This is a genomic window from Alteromonas ponticola (assembly GCF_012911815.1).
Classification (GTDB): Bacteria; Pseudomonadota; Gammaproteobacteria; order Enterobacterales; family Alteromonadaceae; genus Alteromonas; species Alteromonas ponticola.
In genome coordinates this window covers 146,106-159,827 of the sequence record NZ_JAATNW010000004.1, presented here as the reverse complement: position 1 = coordinate 159,827, position 13,722 = coordinate 146,106, and the positions used below count along the sequence as shown (strand labels likewise).

14 protein-coding genes are annotated in these 13,722 nt (G+C 44.7%); 12 read left to right on the top strand and 2 right to left on the bottom strand.

The genetic code is table 11. From position 1 onward, the window contains the following. Positions 1 to 341: 341 nt before the first annotated feature. From HCJ96_RS07860 to HCJ96_RS07845, 4 genes are all read left to right on the top strand, one after another. Positions 342 to 1,700: a hypothetical protein gene (locus HCJ96_RS07860; RefSeq protein WP_169210499.1), complete on the top strand. Its 1,359-nt coding sequence runs from the start codon at positions 342 to 344 to the stop codon at positions 1,698 to 1,700. A 36-nt stretch (positions 1,701 to 1,736) separates the two neighbouring features. After that, on the top strand, positions 1,737 to 2,237 hold the full coding sequence (locus HCJ96_RS07855; protein ID WP_169210498.1) for a hypothetical protein: 501 nt from the start codon (positions 1,737 to 1,739) through the stop codon (positions 2,235 to 2,237). A 138-nt stretch (positions 2,238 to 2,375) separates the two neighbouring features. Next, positions 2,376 to 2,525: a hypervirulence associated TUDOR domain-containing protein gene (locus tag HCJ96_RS07850; RefSeq protein WP_169210497.1), complete on the top strand. Its 150-nt coding sequence runs from the start codon at positions 2,376 to 2,378 to the stop codon at positions 2,523 to 2,525. 222 nt (positions 2,526 to 2,747) lie between these two features. Next, entirely contained in the window at positions 2,748 to 4,367 is a 1,620-nt protein-coding gene (locus HCJ96_RS07845; protein WP_169210496.1) for an endonuclease, read from the top strand. A gap of 178 nt (positions 4,368 to 4,545) precedes the next feature. On the opposite strand, the gene HCJ96_RS07840 is transcribed toward HCJ96_RS07845, so the two are convergent. Both HCJ96_RS07840 and rraA read right to left on the bottom strand, forming a co-directional pair. Further along, positions 4,546 to 6,468: a hybrid sensor histidine kinase/response regulator gene (locus HCJ96_RS07840; RefSeq protein ID WP_169210495.1), complete on the bottom strand. Its 1,923-nt coding sequence runs from the start codon at positions 6,466 to 6,468 to the stop codon at positions 4,546 to 4,548. Between the two features lie 211 nt (positions 6,469 to 6,679). Next, positions 6,680 to 7,165, bottom strand: coding sequence for a ribonuclease E activity regulator RraA (rraA, locus tag HCJ96_RS07835; protein ID WP_169210494.1), 486 nt, complete (start codon positions 7,163 to 7,165; stop codon positions 6,680 to 6,682). Between the two features lie 171 nt (positions 7,166 to 7,336). Here rraA and HCJ96_RS07830 point away from each other — a divergent pair, with 171 nt between their 5' ends. From HCJ96_RS07830 to HCJ96_RS07795, 8 genes are read left to right on the top strand one after another with little or no spacing between them, the layout of a single operon-like run. Then, entirely contained in the window at positions 7,337 to 7,855 is a 519-nt protein-coding gene (locus HCJ96_RS07830) for a phosphatase PAP2 family protein (protein WP_211162741.1), read from the top strand. A gap of 2 nt (positions 7,856 to 7,857) precedes the next feature. Continuing rightward, a complete protein-coding gene (locus HCJ96_RS07825; RefSeq protein WP_169210493.1) occupies positions 7,858 to 8,925 on the top strand; it encodes an MJ1255/VC2487 family glycosyltransferase in 1,068 nt (355 codons plus the stop codon). 49 nt (positions 8,926 to 8,974) lie between these two features. Beyond that, complete coding sequence (gene lptM, locus HCJ96_RS07820; protein ID WP_169210492.1) at positions 8,975 to 9,124, top strand: LPS translocon maturation chaperone LptM; 150 nt, start codon at positions 8,975 to 8,977, stop codon at positions 9,122 to 9,124. Beyond that, positions 9,125 to 10,375 carry a diaminopimelate decarboxylase gene (gene lysA, locus HCJ96_RS07815; protein ID WP_169210491.1) on the top strand — a complete coding sequence of 417 codons (1,251 nt, stop codon included), beginning with the start codon at positions 9,125 to 9,127 and terminating at the stop codon, positions 10,373 to 10,375. A 48-nt stretch (positions 10,376 to 10,423) separates the two neighbouring features. Next, entirely contained in the window at positions 10,424 to 11,254 is an 831-nt protein-coding gene (gene dapF / locus HCJ96_RS07810; protein WP_169210490.1) for a diaminopimelate epimerase, read from the top strand. Next, entirely contained in the window at positions 11,251 to 11,949 is a 699-nt protein-coding gene (locus HCJ96_RS07805; RefSeq protein WP_169210489.1) for a DUF484 family protein, read from the top strand. The genes dapF and HCJ96_RS07805 overlap by 4 nt, the downstream gene beginning before the upstream one ends. Then, positions 11,949 to 12,872, top strand: coding sequence for a tyrosine recombinase XerC (gene xerC / locus HCJ96_RS07800; RefSeq protein WP_169210488.1), 924 nt, complete (start codon positions 11,949 to 11,951; stop codon positions 12,870 to 12,872). The genes HCJ96_RS07805 and xerC overlap by 1 nt, the downstream gene beginning before the upstream one ends. After that, positions 12,872 to 13,585: an HAD-IA family hydrolase gene (locus HCJ96_RS07795; protein WP_169210487.1), complete on the top strand. Its 714-nt coding sequence runs from the start codon at positions 12,872 to 12,874 to the stop codon at positions 13,583 to 13,585. Before xerC ends, HCJ96_RS07795 begins: the two co-directional genes overlap by 1 nt. The last annotated feature ends 137 nt before the right edge of the window (positions 13,586 to 13,722 follow it).

Genomic DNA, 13,722 nt, shown 5'->3' with positions numbered 1-13,722 from the left:
CAATTTTTTTATTTTTAGAATTCATATTTCAATCAAACTCTTATATAAATAACTAGGGAAACTTCAACTCAGAACTCTTTAAGAAATTGTGTGTAAAGCTACTTAAAGAATTCACTCCAAAACTTTTAGGCTAAAATTCAACTAATAAAATTCACACATGAAAGAAATGCACGGCTTATATTAGCAAGTCGCAACATACCTATACATTATCGGAAAGCGCTTTAAAAAGGCCTCATTCCTTATCCCCATAAAAAAATAAAAATCCATAACTTGTAATTATGCTATTTCGATGATAGGTTTAACGCAAATAAGGAAAGCTCTACAAAAAAAGGACTTTAAAAATGAAAAAGATAATATTTATCAATGCATTAGCATCACTTTGCTTCATACCGAGTACGTCCAATGCAATGCAGCAAATTACAAATTGCAACCATAACAATGGCTACTACCATTGCTCAACTACATACTCAAACGACGGTGGAGGCTTCAGATCTTCATATAGTTTCAATGCCTTTTATTACAGCTCATATCGCGCAAACGCATATAACTTTCGTGGTAATCCCCCTGGCGAGGAAACTACTTGGAAGGATTTAGAAATTGCTGAAGAGTCAAATTTAGATAAAACTCCTTGGACAGCAGAACAGAAAAGCGATGTCGTCAACCTTCTAGCCAAGGTAAGATTAATTGTTAACTTTCTTAAAAACTCAGATAATTTCAATCTGACTCAGGAGGCTGTAACTAAGCTTAATAAAGTACTAGATCAAAGACTACTCTTAATTGACGCTCTTCAATCAGGTAGTCAAATTACTAATCACTATTTAAACGATGAGCGAGGATTAGCTGGAAGTGAATTGGCGGGGTTTATTGCTTCTCTTGCGGCGGGTGAGCTTGTCGCATTCGTTAGCGGTACAGTGTTAGCGTTGCCGAGTGTTGTCACTGTAGGCCTAGTTACTGCTGCAGGTATAGGGGTCGCATCAGTAACAGAGGATTATCTTGATAATGTTGATTGGACTGAGCTTAGAATGCAAGCTGAGATTGAAAGCGGGTTGCTTGAAAGGCTAATGGACCGTTGGGCAATTGACTTTTTCAATTCAACTCAGCCGGCTCCACCATCTTTTTGCGAAGATTTACCACCCTATAAGCAAATACAATTAGGCTGCGAAACTCTTCCTATTTTCCTTGACCTGGATGGAGACGGCATTCAATTCACCAAACTTAAAGACAGTAGCTTTAAGTTCGACATTTCAGGTAACGGTGCTCCAGAATACTTCAGTTGGTCTACTCCAGGAAACCCTGTTCTTTTTATTGATGCAGACTTTTCTGGCTCAATTACAAGCGAACACGAGTTTGTACTATCATTGTTCTCAGTTTATAAAAAAGCAACAGATTTTGATGGATTAAAAAGTTTTGATTATAATGGCGATAAAGTCATAGACATTCTTGACCCAGTGTACGCCAAATTACGTTTATGGGACGATAAGGACAGTAATGGAAGGGTAGACAAAGGTGAGATTATTAACGTAAAAACCATCGATTTGTCGATAAATTTAAATGGAACAAAAAATAATAGTGACAAATTGATTTTTGGGAATAAAATTCAAGACACTTTTAGCTTTACTTTTACAAATAAATTAATAGGTGAAGATACACCCAAAGTGGGAACTGGATTTGGCGTTGCGCTAAAAACCAAATTCAATTGATACTTTATAAGTATTATAAATTTATTGGTGAACTGATTGAAATATAATCAAGAAAGTCATAATAAAAAGTTTATTTTTAAAAAAAGAAAAATCGAAATTTACACAACTGCCACAATCGCTTTTTCTATCGAATTATTAGTGTTAGCATTTTTACTATGGTTCATACCTGATATTAATAGTTCGGTGTACCTAAAGCATTATGGCGGTATTATTTTTACTATTCTTCTTCTTGCATACTCAATTATTTATTACGCAGATATACTTTTTTTAAAAAATGACGAAGTAACAATTATTCAAGATATCGACACATTCACTTCCAAAAATTTCAAGTTTAAAAAGAGCGAAATTGAGTCAATCGAAATTGTAAGGATGCATAACGAAATAAGAAATGTCGTCATTAAAAAAACAGATAAAAAATTAGTATCTTTATTTGGATCTAACCATCACTATAGATGCAATTCAACTATTTCTGACTTAGATGCTCATTTATCCGGATCTACAAATTCAGATTTTCGTTTATTTTTTCGCGATTTATAGAGATCAGTTTGCTTCGACAAAATCTTACTACGTAGACTCATTCACTCTATGAGAGTTTATGTCACTTAATTTCGTATTCGGAATATTGAAACAATACAGTCCCGTGTTTAGCGAACGTTCATTATAACAGGTTAATATTTGGGAGTCTTACGGGAAGAGGTTACGCGAACGCTGCAAGGTAGTGAAACCACCCGCAAAGGATCAGATGATGATCCGGCTTATTTGATTGAACAGGATGATGGTGATCGTGTGTTGAAATTGCACAGTGAGCTGTCCAAATCCAACTGAAAAAGTTGGCTCTATTTACCTCAACTATGGAAAACGTATCCCATTCGTTTTCCTCTTCCCTTTCTGTCAGCGCAAAGCACATTTAGAACATATTAAATCATCAATGGTATAATTTTGTTCTATATAAAAAATATGTAATAAATCGGTAATTTAATTCACAAACAGATCCTGTACCTTAGATCCTGCTATCTAGAATAAGCACCTAAGAAACAGGAAAAAACTATGAGAATAAGCAAAACCGGTTTGCTGGCGTCAATTCTGCTGTTAAGCACTGCCATCGCCCAAGCCCAGGTAGTTAATGGAGATTTTGAAAACTGGTCCGGCTCATCGCCGGATAACTGGACAACTATCGACAGTGGTATAAGCCTAGCTGAATCCGCTAGTCCCACTTATACCGGTAACGCTGCTGCGGCAGTGACTGTGAGTACCGGCACCCAGAGCTCCACCGATTTCAGGCAAAGTATCAGTGTTGAAAGTGGTCAGAGTTATAACTTCAGTGTATGGGTATATCATACTGAAGGCAGTGTCGCGGCACGCATGTATGCGGACGGCTATCACAACTATTCCAACCCCGCTTTAACAGGTCAGTGGCAACAACTTTCTTATCTATACACCGCAGCAGCGACGGGCACGATAGAAATCGGTTTGCGTTTTTACGATCAGTCAGGTTTTGATGGTTCTGAGGTGGTTTACATAGACAACTTCACGCCATCGTCTGGCGGTGGCTTGGGTTCAGGCTGCAATGAAAACAGCGGACAATTTTCACTGACCACAGACAACTATGGCGCAGAAACTTCCTGGCAAATCACCGACGCAACTAGTCAGGTGATCTTTTCAGGTGACAGTTATGCCAGCAACGCCAGCTATGATGAAGCGGTTTGCCTGGCTGATGGTGATTATACGTTAACCGTATTGGATTCCTATGGTGATGGTATCTGCTGTAGTCACGGAAACGGCAGCTATAAGTTAGCCGTAGAAAACACTACCATTGCCAGTGGCGGTTCATTCGGCTTGCAGGAAAACACCAACTTTACGCTGGGTAGCGGTTCCGGCGGTGGCGGCAACCCCGATTTATCGGCCTATTATCAAAGCGCATCTGGACTCACCGGCTACTCGCTTAAGACAGAACTTCATAACATTATCAAAAATCACTCTACCCAAAGTTATGGCGATTTATGGACATTTTATCTGTCGCACGAACGCGATACCTACTATGAAAATGACGGCACCATTTTAGATATTTACTCTGAAAATCCGGCAGCAGGAGACAGCTATGTATTTGCTGCCGGCACAGACCAATGTGGGACTTACCGTGGCGAAAGTGATTGTTATAACCGCGAACACGCATTCCCACGCAGCTGGTTTGGCGGCGCCATCGCACCGATGAATACTGACGTCCACCACATTTTTGCCACCGATGGCTATGTTAATTCAAAACGCAGCAGTTACCCGTACGGAGATGTTGGCAGCGCCAGTTATACGTCCGCAAACGGCTCAACATTAGGCGCAGCGCAAAACGGATTAGGCTATAGCGGTACGGTGTTTGAACCTATCGATGAATTCAAAGGTGATATCGCCAGAGCCTATTTCTATATGGCAACCCGCTATGAAAACGTAATAGCTGCGTGGGACGGCAATAGCACCTATGCAAATGCGGCATTAAACGGCACCAGCAATCAGGTCTTCGAGACCTGGCTGGTTGATATGTTGATTGCGTGGCACCTGCAGGATCCGGTAAGCCAGAAAGAAATTGATCGCAATGAAGCGGCCTTCCAATTTCAGAATAACCGCAACCCGTTTGTGGATTACCCTGAATTCGTTAACGATATCTGGGGTAATTAGGTTTCATGCAGATTAAGCATCGCGAAGAAATATTTACTGCCTGTTTTAGTCTGCTCACTCTGTGAGAGAACCGAACACAATTGAGAATTGTCAGCAGGGTTGAGTTGCCCCTGCTCGACTTTCCCGAAAATGTTGCAAGCTTACTTAATGAAAAGAAAGTGCTCGCCCCAACTGACAACTAGGACAAATACCGCTCAAGTCCGGCATGGTCTTTATTACTGATGTAATGGAGAATATTCTTCAATTGCTCAGCGTCTATCGGCTTAACCAGGTGATGGTCAAACCCCGCTTCTTTCGTGCGCTGAATATCCTCTTCACGCCCCCAACCAGTTAACGCGACCAACACAGTATTGCGTCGCCATGCCTCCTGATTCATCAGTTGCGCCGTTTCATAACCATTCAGTTCGGGCATGCCGATATCCATGAAAATAATGTCTGGGCAAATTTCAGGTGCCATTTCCAAAGCAGCCCTGCCGTTATACACAGTATCCACTGAATACCCTAGCATCAGCACGAGCATCCCCAGAATATCAGCAGCTGACTTATTGTCATCAACCAGGAGTACCCGACAGGAATTTCCATTATTAACCTCAACTTCCGATTTGGAAGTAAGAGCTTGCTCCTCAAATTCTACTGTCGGTAAACGAACAACAAATTGGCTGCCGTCCCCGGGACTATCTGAAACGACTTCAATATTGCCATCGTGCATCTGCACCAGTTTTTTGACCAGAGACAAGCCCACACCCAGACCTTGCTCCCCCGCTTCCAACTCGTCTGCAGACTGTGAAAAAAGCTCGAATATTTTTTCATGATGATGGGCTGGAATACCGATCCCGTTATCCTTCACTGAAACTACGACGTTTGTAGCATCCATTGTAACGGACAACGAAATTTCTCCCCCGTACGGGGTGTATTTGATGGCATTGTCTAGCAGATTGGAGAAAATCTGAATCAAGCGAACCGGGTCTCCCTTCACCACGATGGACTTGTACTTAGCAGAATCGTTGACAAATTTATGCCCGGCTTGTTCCAGTTTCGTAGCCACGGAATCTATTGCACTTGCGATAATATCAGTCAGTTCAACCGGGCCAAGCTTCAGCGACATTTTACCCCGGCTAATTCGTGAGACATCCATCAAATCGTTGACCAGATGTGTTAACTGCTGACTTTGCCTTTCCATTGTGGTGCGTAATGCTTCCAGCGCCTTCAAGTCCTTATTTTTTATAGCAATCTTCATTGCTTCCAGGCCACTGGTAATAGGGGCGAGTGGATTACGCAGCTCATGAGCAAGCGTAGCTAAAAATTCATCTTTCCTTATACTGGCTTCCTCCAGCGCAGTGTTTGTGGCTTTGACCTGCGCCATCAACTGCGTTTCGCGGCGAAGAGTATAAAGTTCAGTTTGTAACTGCGTTGATAGCTCACACGAGCCAGCTTCCGGATCGTTGAAAATTTTTTCTGCCAGCTTTTCCTGTACGTCGAATAGTTGGCGTAAATCATCCTCCATCTCCAGATCAGGATGAATCTTTGTCCAATAGTGCGCGGTGCGAATAAAGGTTAAAAATACTAACAGGTACTCTAAATCTTCCGAAGAATAAGCCTCTTTCAAGGCGTCCAGGCAATCATGAGTGCGATCGGTAAAAAGTAAAAGATGCGCTACACACACAAATATGGCGTATTCTTCCTGCGAACCTTGTTCTGGTGCAGAACTTTTTGATAATTGTAACGATTTGACCAGTTCCAGGTAAGGTCCCAGCGCTTCATCTCTGGGTAATGGATTTGCTAACAGCGGAATGATTAATTCCACAGGCGATGTTTTACTCTCGGCGTCTCCGGAAGGGTGGCCAAGGCCGGCCAGAAAGCCAACATGCCTGGCGATACAATATCGCACTTCGCAAAAGCGTGAGGTATAGACAAACATCCGCTCTTTAAATAACGAAGGGAACGGGTTATTTAAATAGGCAAATTTTGCGAAACCCCAGAGATTTTCGGTGATATCAGGTGACTCTGAAGCCAGTTTGAAAAAGTTAGGCACCACACCAAATCGATTTTTTACCTCTGAATGCAGGGCTGCATGTTGATTCGTATTGCTTTCACCATTCATTTTCGCATTAACTTATCATGGTTGAGTAAATTCTGACGAAGTCCACTTTAGTGTAACTGTCTCAGCGCTGAGCTGACATTTTAGGAGAGCACGGAATTAAGACGACTTAATAGTAGCTATAGTCAAATATAGCTACATTGGATTACTCTAAAGTAACTATTTTTTGTTGCCCGGAACTGATATTGGGGTTACCGGGCAGTGTGTGTCAATTTTAATCTATATCAAGCGGCTCTGGCGACAGGATGACACCAGTGGAGTCCGCGTAGAGATGGTCTTCAGGCAAGAAAGTCACGCCACCGAAATTCACCGGCACGTCCACATCGCCGATGCTTTCGCCTTCTGCGTTAACCGGTATTGAGGCGACTGCGAGCACGCCGATGTCCAAATCGGCCAGGCTATCGACTTCTCGCACACTGCCGTAACAAACGATTCCTTCCCATTCATTGTCGATGGCAACCTGTGCTGAAGTAGCATCGATCAGCGCGCGTCGGGTTGAACCGCCGCCGTCAATCAGCAACACCTTACCGGCGCCGTTTTGCGCAAGTACACGGTCGACTAACCCACGGTCTTCATAACATTTAACTGTGGTGATCTCCCCGCCGAACGAATACCGTCCACCGTAACTGACAAAGATTGGGTCTACGACATCAACACTGTCAGCAAACAAATCGCATAATTCGGAAGTATTGTAATCCATCGGTTTTTCCTTTCGGGCGCTCAATAACTGCTTGTCCTAGCATAGCATCATTTAAGTCAAATCAAACATTTTGGTTATTTATTATTGTCACAAAGGTTTCGCACGACTGTCACCCACTGTTCATAAACCATGTCTAGCCTTACCAGCAGTAAAGCGAATGAGGCGAAGCCAATGAAGCTGAAATCTTTGACCGAATACGATACTGATCTATTTCATCGGCTATTCAGCATCACCTCTCAGGGTAATTGCCGCAGCATAATCTGGCTGTCAAAAACCGGCGACGGCTATCTGTATTTTGTTCTGGCAATGCTGTTGTGGGCGTTTGAACCTCAACACGGAGAGTTGTTTTTGTATACCGCGTTAATGGCATACGCGCTTGAACTGCCTGTTTATGTCGTGTTGAAAAAGCTGATTAAACGTCAGCGGCCGTGTGATCTATTGACTCATTTTCACTCTCACATTGTGCCTTCAGATAAGTTTAGTTTACCTTCCGGTCATACCGCTGCCGCATGGTTAATGGCAAGTATAGTGAGCTACTACTATCCGCCATTTGCCCTGCTCGCCTACTCATGGGCCGCACTCATTGGTTTATCGCGCATTTTACTGGGTGTTCACTTCCCTACTGACGTTGTTGCAGGCGCCCTGTTAGGACTATTCATTGCGTCAGTCAGTTTAACGGCACTGGGATAACAATGAAGATTCTTTACGGTGTTCAGGGCACTGGCAACGGACACATCGCGCGTGCGCGCATACTTGCTGTAGCGATGCAGAAACGAAAAGATATTGACGTGGACTTTGTGTTCAGCGGACGCCCTGCTAATGGCTATTTCGATATGGACGTGTTTGCTCACTACCGTACTTTCACAGGGCTAACTTTTAGCTGCAAAAAAGGTCGGGTAAGCCGTTTACAAACCCTGCATCAAAGCCGACTTTTACGATTTTTAGACGATGTTCGTGCACTGGATGTGTCCGCATACGACCTGCTTATCAATGACTTCGAACCCGTGACTGCATGGGCGGCCAGACAACAGAGCTTACCGTCGATTTCGATTAGCCACCAGGCTGCGTTTACCTACCCGGTACCTCAATCTGGTGCAGGTCTGGTCGATAAACTGGTACTCAACTATTTTGCCCCCGCTGATATTCAAATTGGCGTGCATTGGTATCATTTTAATCAGCCTATTATTCCGCCGTTTGTGCTGGAGAAGCCAGTTCACTATGATTGCCGCTCCCATATTCTGGTTTATCTGCCATTTGAAGATATTAATGAAATTCAGCAAATGCTGGAGCCATTGGCAGAATGCCGCTTCAAATGCTATCACCCGGCTATTTCCGCTGAAATGAATTGTGGCCATGTGCGCTGGTATCCTCCTTCCAAAAATGGCTTTCAGTATGCCCTGCAGTATGCCGATGGCGTCATCGCCAATGGCGGTTTTGAGTTATCCAGTGAGGCCCTGCAATTAGGTAAAAAGCTGCTGGTAAAACCGCTACAGGGACAGTTTGAACAATTGTCGAACGTATTGACCCTGCATAAGCTGGGTCTTTGTCAGACGCTGTTCCAGTTAAACACCGATACGGTTGAAGAGTGGTTACTCGCGCCAGCAAACGAAGCCATCCGTTTTCCCGATAATCCCCATATTTTGCTCGACTGGCTGGTGAAAGGAGATTGGAAAGAAACTCTGCCCCTGTGTAAGTCGCTCTGGGAGGAAGTAAAATACGGATACCGAACCCGGGAGAAGCTATCTTCGCTTGCATTTTAACGATGCGATGAGATGATACGACTATCGCATTTTCAATTACGACATTACCGTGTTTAAAAAGCTTTCCTTTGTCAGTGTTCTTATCAGTCTTTTGTTCATTAGCGCCTGTGGTTATCGTGGTGCCCTTTATCTTCCAGAGCAGGAAGATAACAACCAGCAGCCACAGCAAGTTGAACCCAGCCAGCAAGAGGTTCAATAGATGGACCATTTTCAATTTAAACACGATCAATTGTTTGCCGAAGAGGTGTCGGTTGCCAGTATTGCGAAAGAGTATGGGACGCCGCTGTATATTTACTCACGAGCGACCCTGGAACGCCACTGGCATGCATTCGACGATGCGGTTGGTCAGCACCCACATTTAATTTGCTACGCGGTAAAGGCCAATTCTAATTTAGGTGTACTGAGCGTGTTAGCTAAATTAGGCTCCGGATTTGATATTGTCTCTGGCGGCGAATTAGCCCGCGTTATAGAAGCTGGCGGCGATCCCGCTAAAGTGGTGTTTTCTGGCGTTGCCAAAAAACCGGATGAAATTCGTTACGCATTAGAGCAGGGTATTATGTGCTTTAATGTGGAATCTGAGCCCGAGCTACAGCGAATCAATAAAGTAGCAGAAAGCATGGGAAAAACCGCGCCTATCTCTCTGCGCATAAACCCTGATGTAGATGCCGGTACCCATCCCTATATTTCAACAGGCCTGAAGGCAAATAAGTTTGGCATTCCGCGTGAACGCGCTGTTGCCGCGTATAAGCTTGCCCACTCATTACCTCATCTTGAGGTGGTCGGCATGGACTGTCACATCGGTTCACAGTTGACTCAGGTTAAGCCTTTTGTTGATGCCCTGGACAGATTACTGTTACTTGTCGATGAGCTTGCGGAGTTGGGCATCAAAATATGTCATCTAGATGTAGGTGGCGGTTTAGGTGTCAGATATATGCACGAAACCCCTCCCCATCCCAAAGAATATGCTGCGGCTATGGCTGAGAGAATGGCGGGGCGCGAGGAACTGAAACTTATTCTGGAACCGGGCAGAGCCATTGCAGCAAATGCCGGTATTTTGGTTACTCAGGTGGAGTTTGTTAAAGAAGGCGATGAAAAGCATTTCGCCATTGTTGATGCAGCCATGAACGACCTGATCCGCCCTTCTCTATATGCTGCGTGGCAGGAAATTATTCGTGTAGACCAGCAAATCACCGCAGTTAAGCGGTTGTACGACGTGGTCGGTCCGGTATGCGAAACCGGAGATTTCCTTGGCAAGGACCGCGAGCTGGCCGTTGCGGAAGGCGACTATCTGGCGGTGCGAAGCGCCGGTGCCTATGGCTTTGTGATGGCCTCAAATTATAATAGTCGTTGTCGTCCTGCTGAAGTGATGGTGGATGGCGCAAACGTTCATCTGGTGCGTGAACGAGAAAAACAAAAAGAACTCTGGAAAGGTGAGTACAAACTTACGTAAACTAGAGGCAACTGATATTAATTTTTATAAGAATAAGAACCGTTCTATATGCAGGTGAATTTTTCTAAAATGCACGGACTCGGCAACGATTTTGTTGTTGTGGATAATGTCACTCAGAACGTTTTCTTTTCAAAAGATCGTATTGTACAACTGGCCGACCGTCATTTTGGAATTGGCTTCGACCAGTTGCTGATGGTCGAGCCGCCCTACGATCCGGAGCAGGATTTTCATTATCGCATTTTTAATGCAGATGGCAGTGAGGTGGCTCAGTGCGGTAATGGTGCGCGCTGCTTTGCCCGGTTTGTCAAACACAAAGGCCTGATCAATCGTAATCGTATCGTGGTCAGTACCACCAATGGCAAAATGGTGCTGTATCTTGAAAAAGATGGCCAGGTCACGGTGAATATGGGTAAACCAGACTTCGAACCGGCCAACATACCGCTGAAGGCGAACAAGCAGGAAAAAACCTACGTTATTCGTGAAAACGAGCAAACATTCTTTTGTGGCGCAGTGTCCATGGGCAATCCCCATTGTGTGATGGAAGTCGAAGATATTGACACTGCTGATGTCGCCACTATCGGTCCGCTACTGGAAAGCAGTGAGCGCTTTCCCGAGGCTGTTAATGTTGGCTTTATGCAGGTATTATCTTCCAGACATATTCGTCTGCGTGTGTTTGAGCGCGGAAGTGGCGAAACTCTGGCATGTGGGAGCGGCGCGTGTGCAGCCGTTGCGATTGGCCAGATTCAGGGGAAATTGGATAAAGATGTGCAAGTTGACTTGCCAGGTGGAACACTAAGAATTCGCTGGCAGGGCGGAGACAGTATGCTAAAAATGACGGGTCCCGCTGAGCATATCTATGATGGACATTTTACTGTATGAATGATTTTTCAGGACAGCCAAAGGCAACTGTACCGTTAGAGCCCCGGTATGAAGAAGCTGATACGGTTAAAGCAGAAGATGTGCGCAGTTATTTGCTGAAGCACCCTGAATTCTTTAATCATCATCCCGACCTTTTAGAACGTATGCACATTCCGCATCAGCAAAAAGGCAGCGTGTCGTTGGTTGAGCTGCAAAGCGAACAGTATCGTAAAAAACTGCGTCAATTGAATTACAAGCTGAATCAGTTAATTGGCGTGGCCAAACAAAACGAGAAAATTTACCGCGTTTATACTGATTTGAACGTGCAGTTACTCACCTGCAAATCTGTAGCAGAAATTCAGCTTAAGCTTGAAGAAGTATTGCAGGAACAGCTTTCTCTGTCTGCCGTGGTGATAAGAATGTTCAAAGGCCCGCTTGCGCTGCCTGAATTACAACGAAAACTTATTACCGAAAAGCGCTTTAAGCAGAGCTCATTTTTCTTCGGCCGTTTAAGCCAGCACGAAAAACAGCTATTGTTCGGTGACCAGGCCGCAGATTCAGTGGCGCTGATTTCACTGGGTGAAAAAAACGATATGGGTTTAGTGGGCGTAGGTAGTGCGGACGCCACCCACTTTACGCCGGACATGGATACCTTGTTGCTTAAGCAATTACAGCAAGTATTGAATATAGTGGTTCCGGATCTGCTCGGTTATTGATGGCCACTCCATCCATTGAAGCATTAACGGATGACTGCCGGGTCTGGCTGGAAAAGTTCCTCATTCACATGCAGGTCGTTCGTGGCCTCTCCAAGCACACAATCAGCAACTACCGTCGCCAGTTAATTGTTATTGCTGACATACTGGCCATTACCGATTGGCGCTCACTGACGCAGGTGGATATAAAGCGGGTGCTCGCGGCATCTAAGCGGGCCAATCAGCAACCAAGAAGCATTGCGTTGCGCCTTTCGGCACTTCGCTCTTTCTGTCAGTATCTGATTGAGCAGGGCTATCTGGATACGAACCCGGTTGAAGGTATTCGGGCGCCAAAAACCGGCCGCCCCCTGCCCAAACAACTTAACGGTGATGAAATGCAGCAATTGCTTGCCAATGACCAGGACGCCGATATCGCCTGTCGTGATATGGCAATGTTTGAGGTTATGTACGGGTGCGGTTTACGGCTAAACGAACTGACCTCGCTCAATCTGGCTGATATCAAATCCGATGGTACTGTCTGGGTAACCGGTAAAGGTAATAAGCAGCGTGTATTACCTTTGGGTCGAGCAGCCGCGAAAGCCATTCATGCCTGGCTGAAAGTTCGCGGAAATTACGCCTCCATGTATGAAAGTGCCCTTTTTGTCAGCAAACGTGGTACGCGCATCTCTAATCGCCAGGTAGGCAACCGACTTAACGAATTGGCCAACTCACAGGGAATTAACCAGCGGGTTAATCCACATAAATTGCGCCATTCTTTTGCCACTCACGTATTGGAATCAAGCGGAGATCTCAGAGCAGTACAGGAATTGTTGGGACACGCAAATCTGTCTACCACGCAGGTTTACACCCATTTAGACTTCCAACATCTGGCCAAGGTTTACGATAGTGCCCACCCTCGAGCCAAACGACGTTCGCAGAAAAAATAATGAAAATTTATCGCCCGCTTAAGCCTATCAAAGCAATGACCTTCGATTTAGATGACACCTTGTATGATAACGGCCCTATTATTCGGGCGGCAGAAGCAGCACTAAATGTGCACCTGAAAAAACATCATCCGGCTGCCGCAAATCTCGCTCCGGCCGACTGGAAAAAAATAAAAGCCGATCTCATTAAAGCAAACCCGGCGCTGGCGTCAGATATGGGACAACTGCGCATGCAAAGTTTACTCACCGCGTTGTCTGACGAACTTGCCGAGCATGATCTGGAGACTGCAGCAAAAGCTTGCTTTGACTATTTTTATGATAAGCGCAGCGATTTTGAAATTGAACAGAACATTCATGCACTGCTGGCTGAATTAGCGCAAAAAATACCACTAATTGCGATTACCAATGGCAATGTGGATCCAGACAAAGTTGGAATCGCAGACTATTTTACACATTTTTTTCACGCCAGCGTGGACTTACCCATGAAGCCAGCGCCGGCTTTATTTGAAGCGGCCATGGAAAAATTAACCTGTTCACCGGAGCATATTCTTCATATTGGTGACAATTTAATAAAAGATGTGCAGGGGGCTATCAACGCAGGAATGCAAACTGCGTGGTACGCACACGACCGTGGTATGATCATGCGACAGGAAAAGGCCACTGTGTTACCAAGTATCGAACTCCACTCATTAGATGAACTGCTCCTGCTCGTTTAACATTGGTAGTAAGTACCCACACCAAAGAATCAATACTGAATATTCCAGCCTAAAAAAGGTAACCTCACGACATCAAAGCTTTAAGCTCAACCTTCGTTTTCATCCCCTCATCGCAAGATTAACTACACGGGATTATT

Bases quoted from the DNA above. Each gene is read 5' to 3' on its own strand.
- HCJ96_RS07825 (WP_169210493.1), top strand. From the start codon at position 7,858: ATGAAGATTCTTTACGGTGTTCAGGGCACTGGCAACGGACACATCGCG.
- HCJ96_RS07840 (WP_169210495.1), bottom strand. From the start codon at position 6,468: ATGAATGGTGAAAGCAATACGAATCAACATGCAGCCCTGCATTCAGAG.
- HCJ96_RS07845 (WP_169210496.1), top strand. From the start codon at position 2,748: ATGAGAATAAGCAAAACCGGTTTGCTGGCGTCAATTCTGCTGTTAAGC.
- xerC (WP_169210488.1), top strand. From the start codon at position 11,949: ATGGCCACTCCATCCATTGAAGCATTAACGGATGACTGCCGGGTCTGG.
- HCJ96_RS07795 (WP_169210487.1), top strand. From the start codon at position 12,872: ATGAAAATTTATCGCCCGCTTAAGCCTATCAAAGCAATGACCTTCGAT.
- rraA (WP_169210494.1), bottom strand. From the start codon at position 7,165: ATGGATTACAATACTTCCGAATTATGCGATTTGTTTGCTGACAGTGTT.
- HCJ96_RS07860 (WP_169210499.1), top strand. From the start codon at position 342: ATGAAAAAGATAATATTTATCAATGCATTAGCATCACTTTGCTTCATA.
- HCJ96_RS07830 (WP_211162741.1), top strand. From the start codon at position 7,337: ATGAAGCTGAAATCTTTGACCGAATACGATACTGATCTATTTCATCGG.
- HCJ96_RS07805 (WP_169210489.1), top strand. From the start codon at position 11,251: ATGAATGATTTTTCAGGACAGCCAAAGGCAACTGTACCGTTAGAGCCC.
- dapF (WP_169210490.1), top strand. From the start codon at position 10,424: ATGCAGGTGAATTTTTCTAAAATGCACGGACTCGGCAACGATTTTGTT.
- lysA (WP_169210491.1), top strand. From the start codon at position 9,125: ATGGACCATTTTCAATTTAAACACGATCAATTGTTTGCCGAAGAGGTG.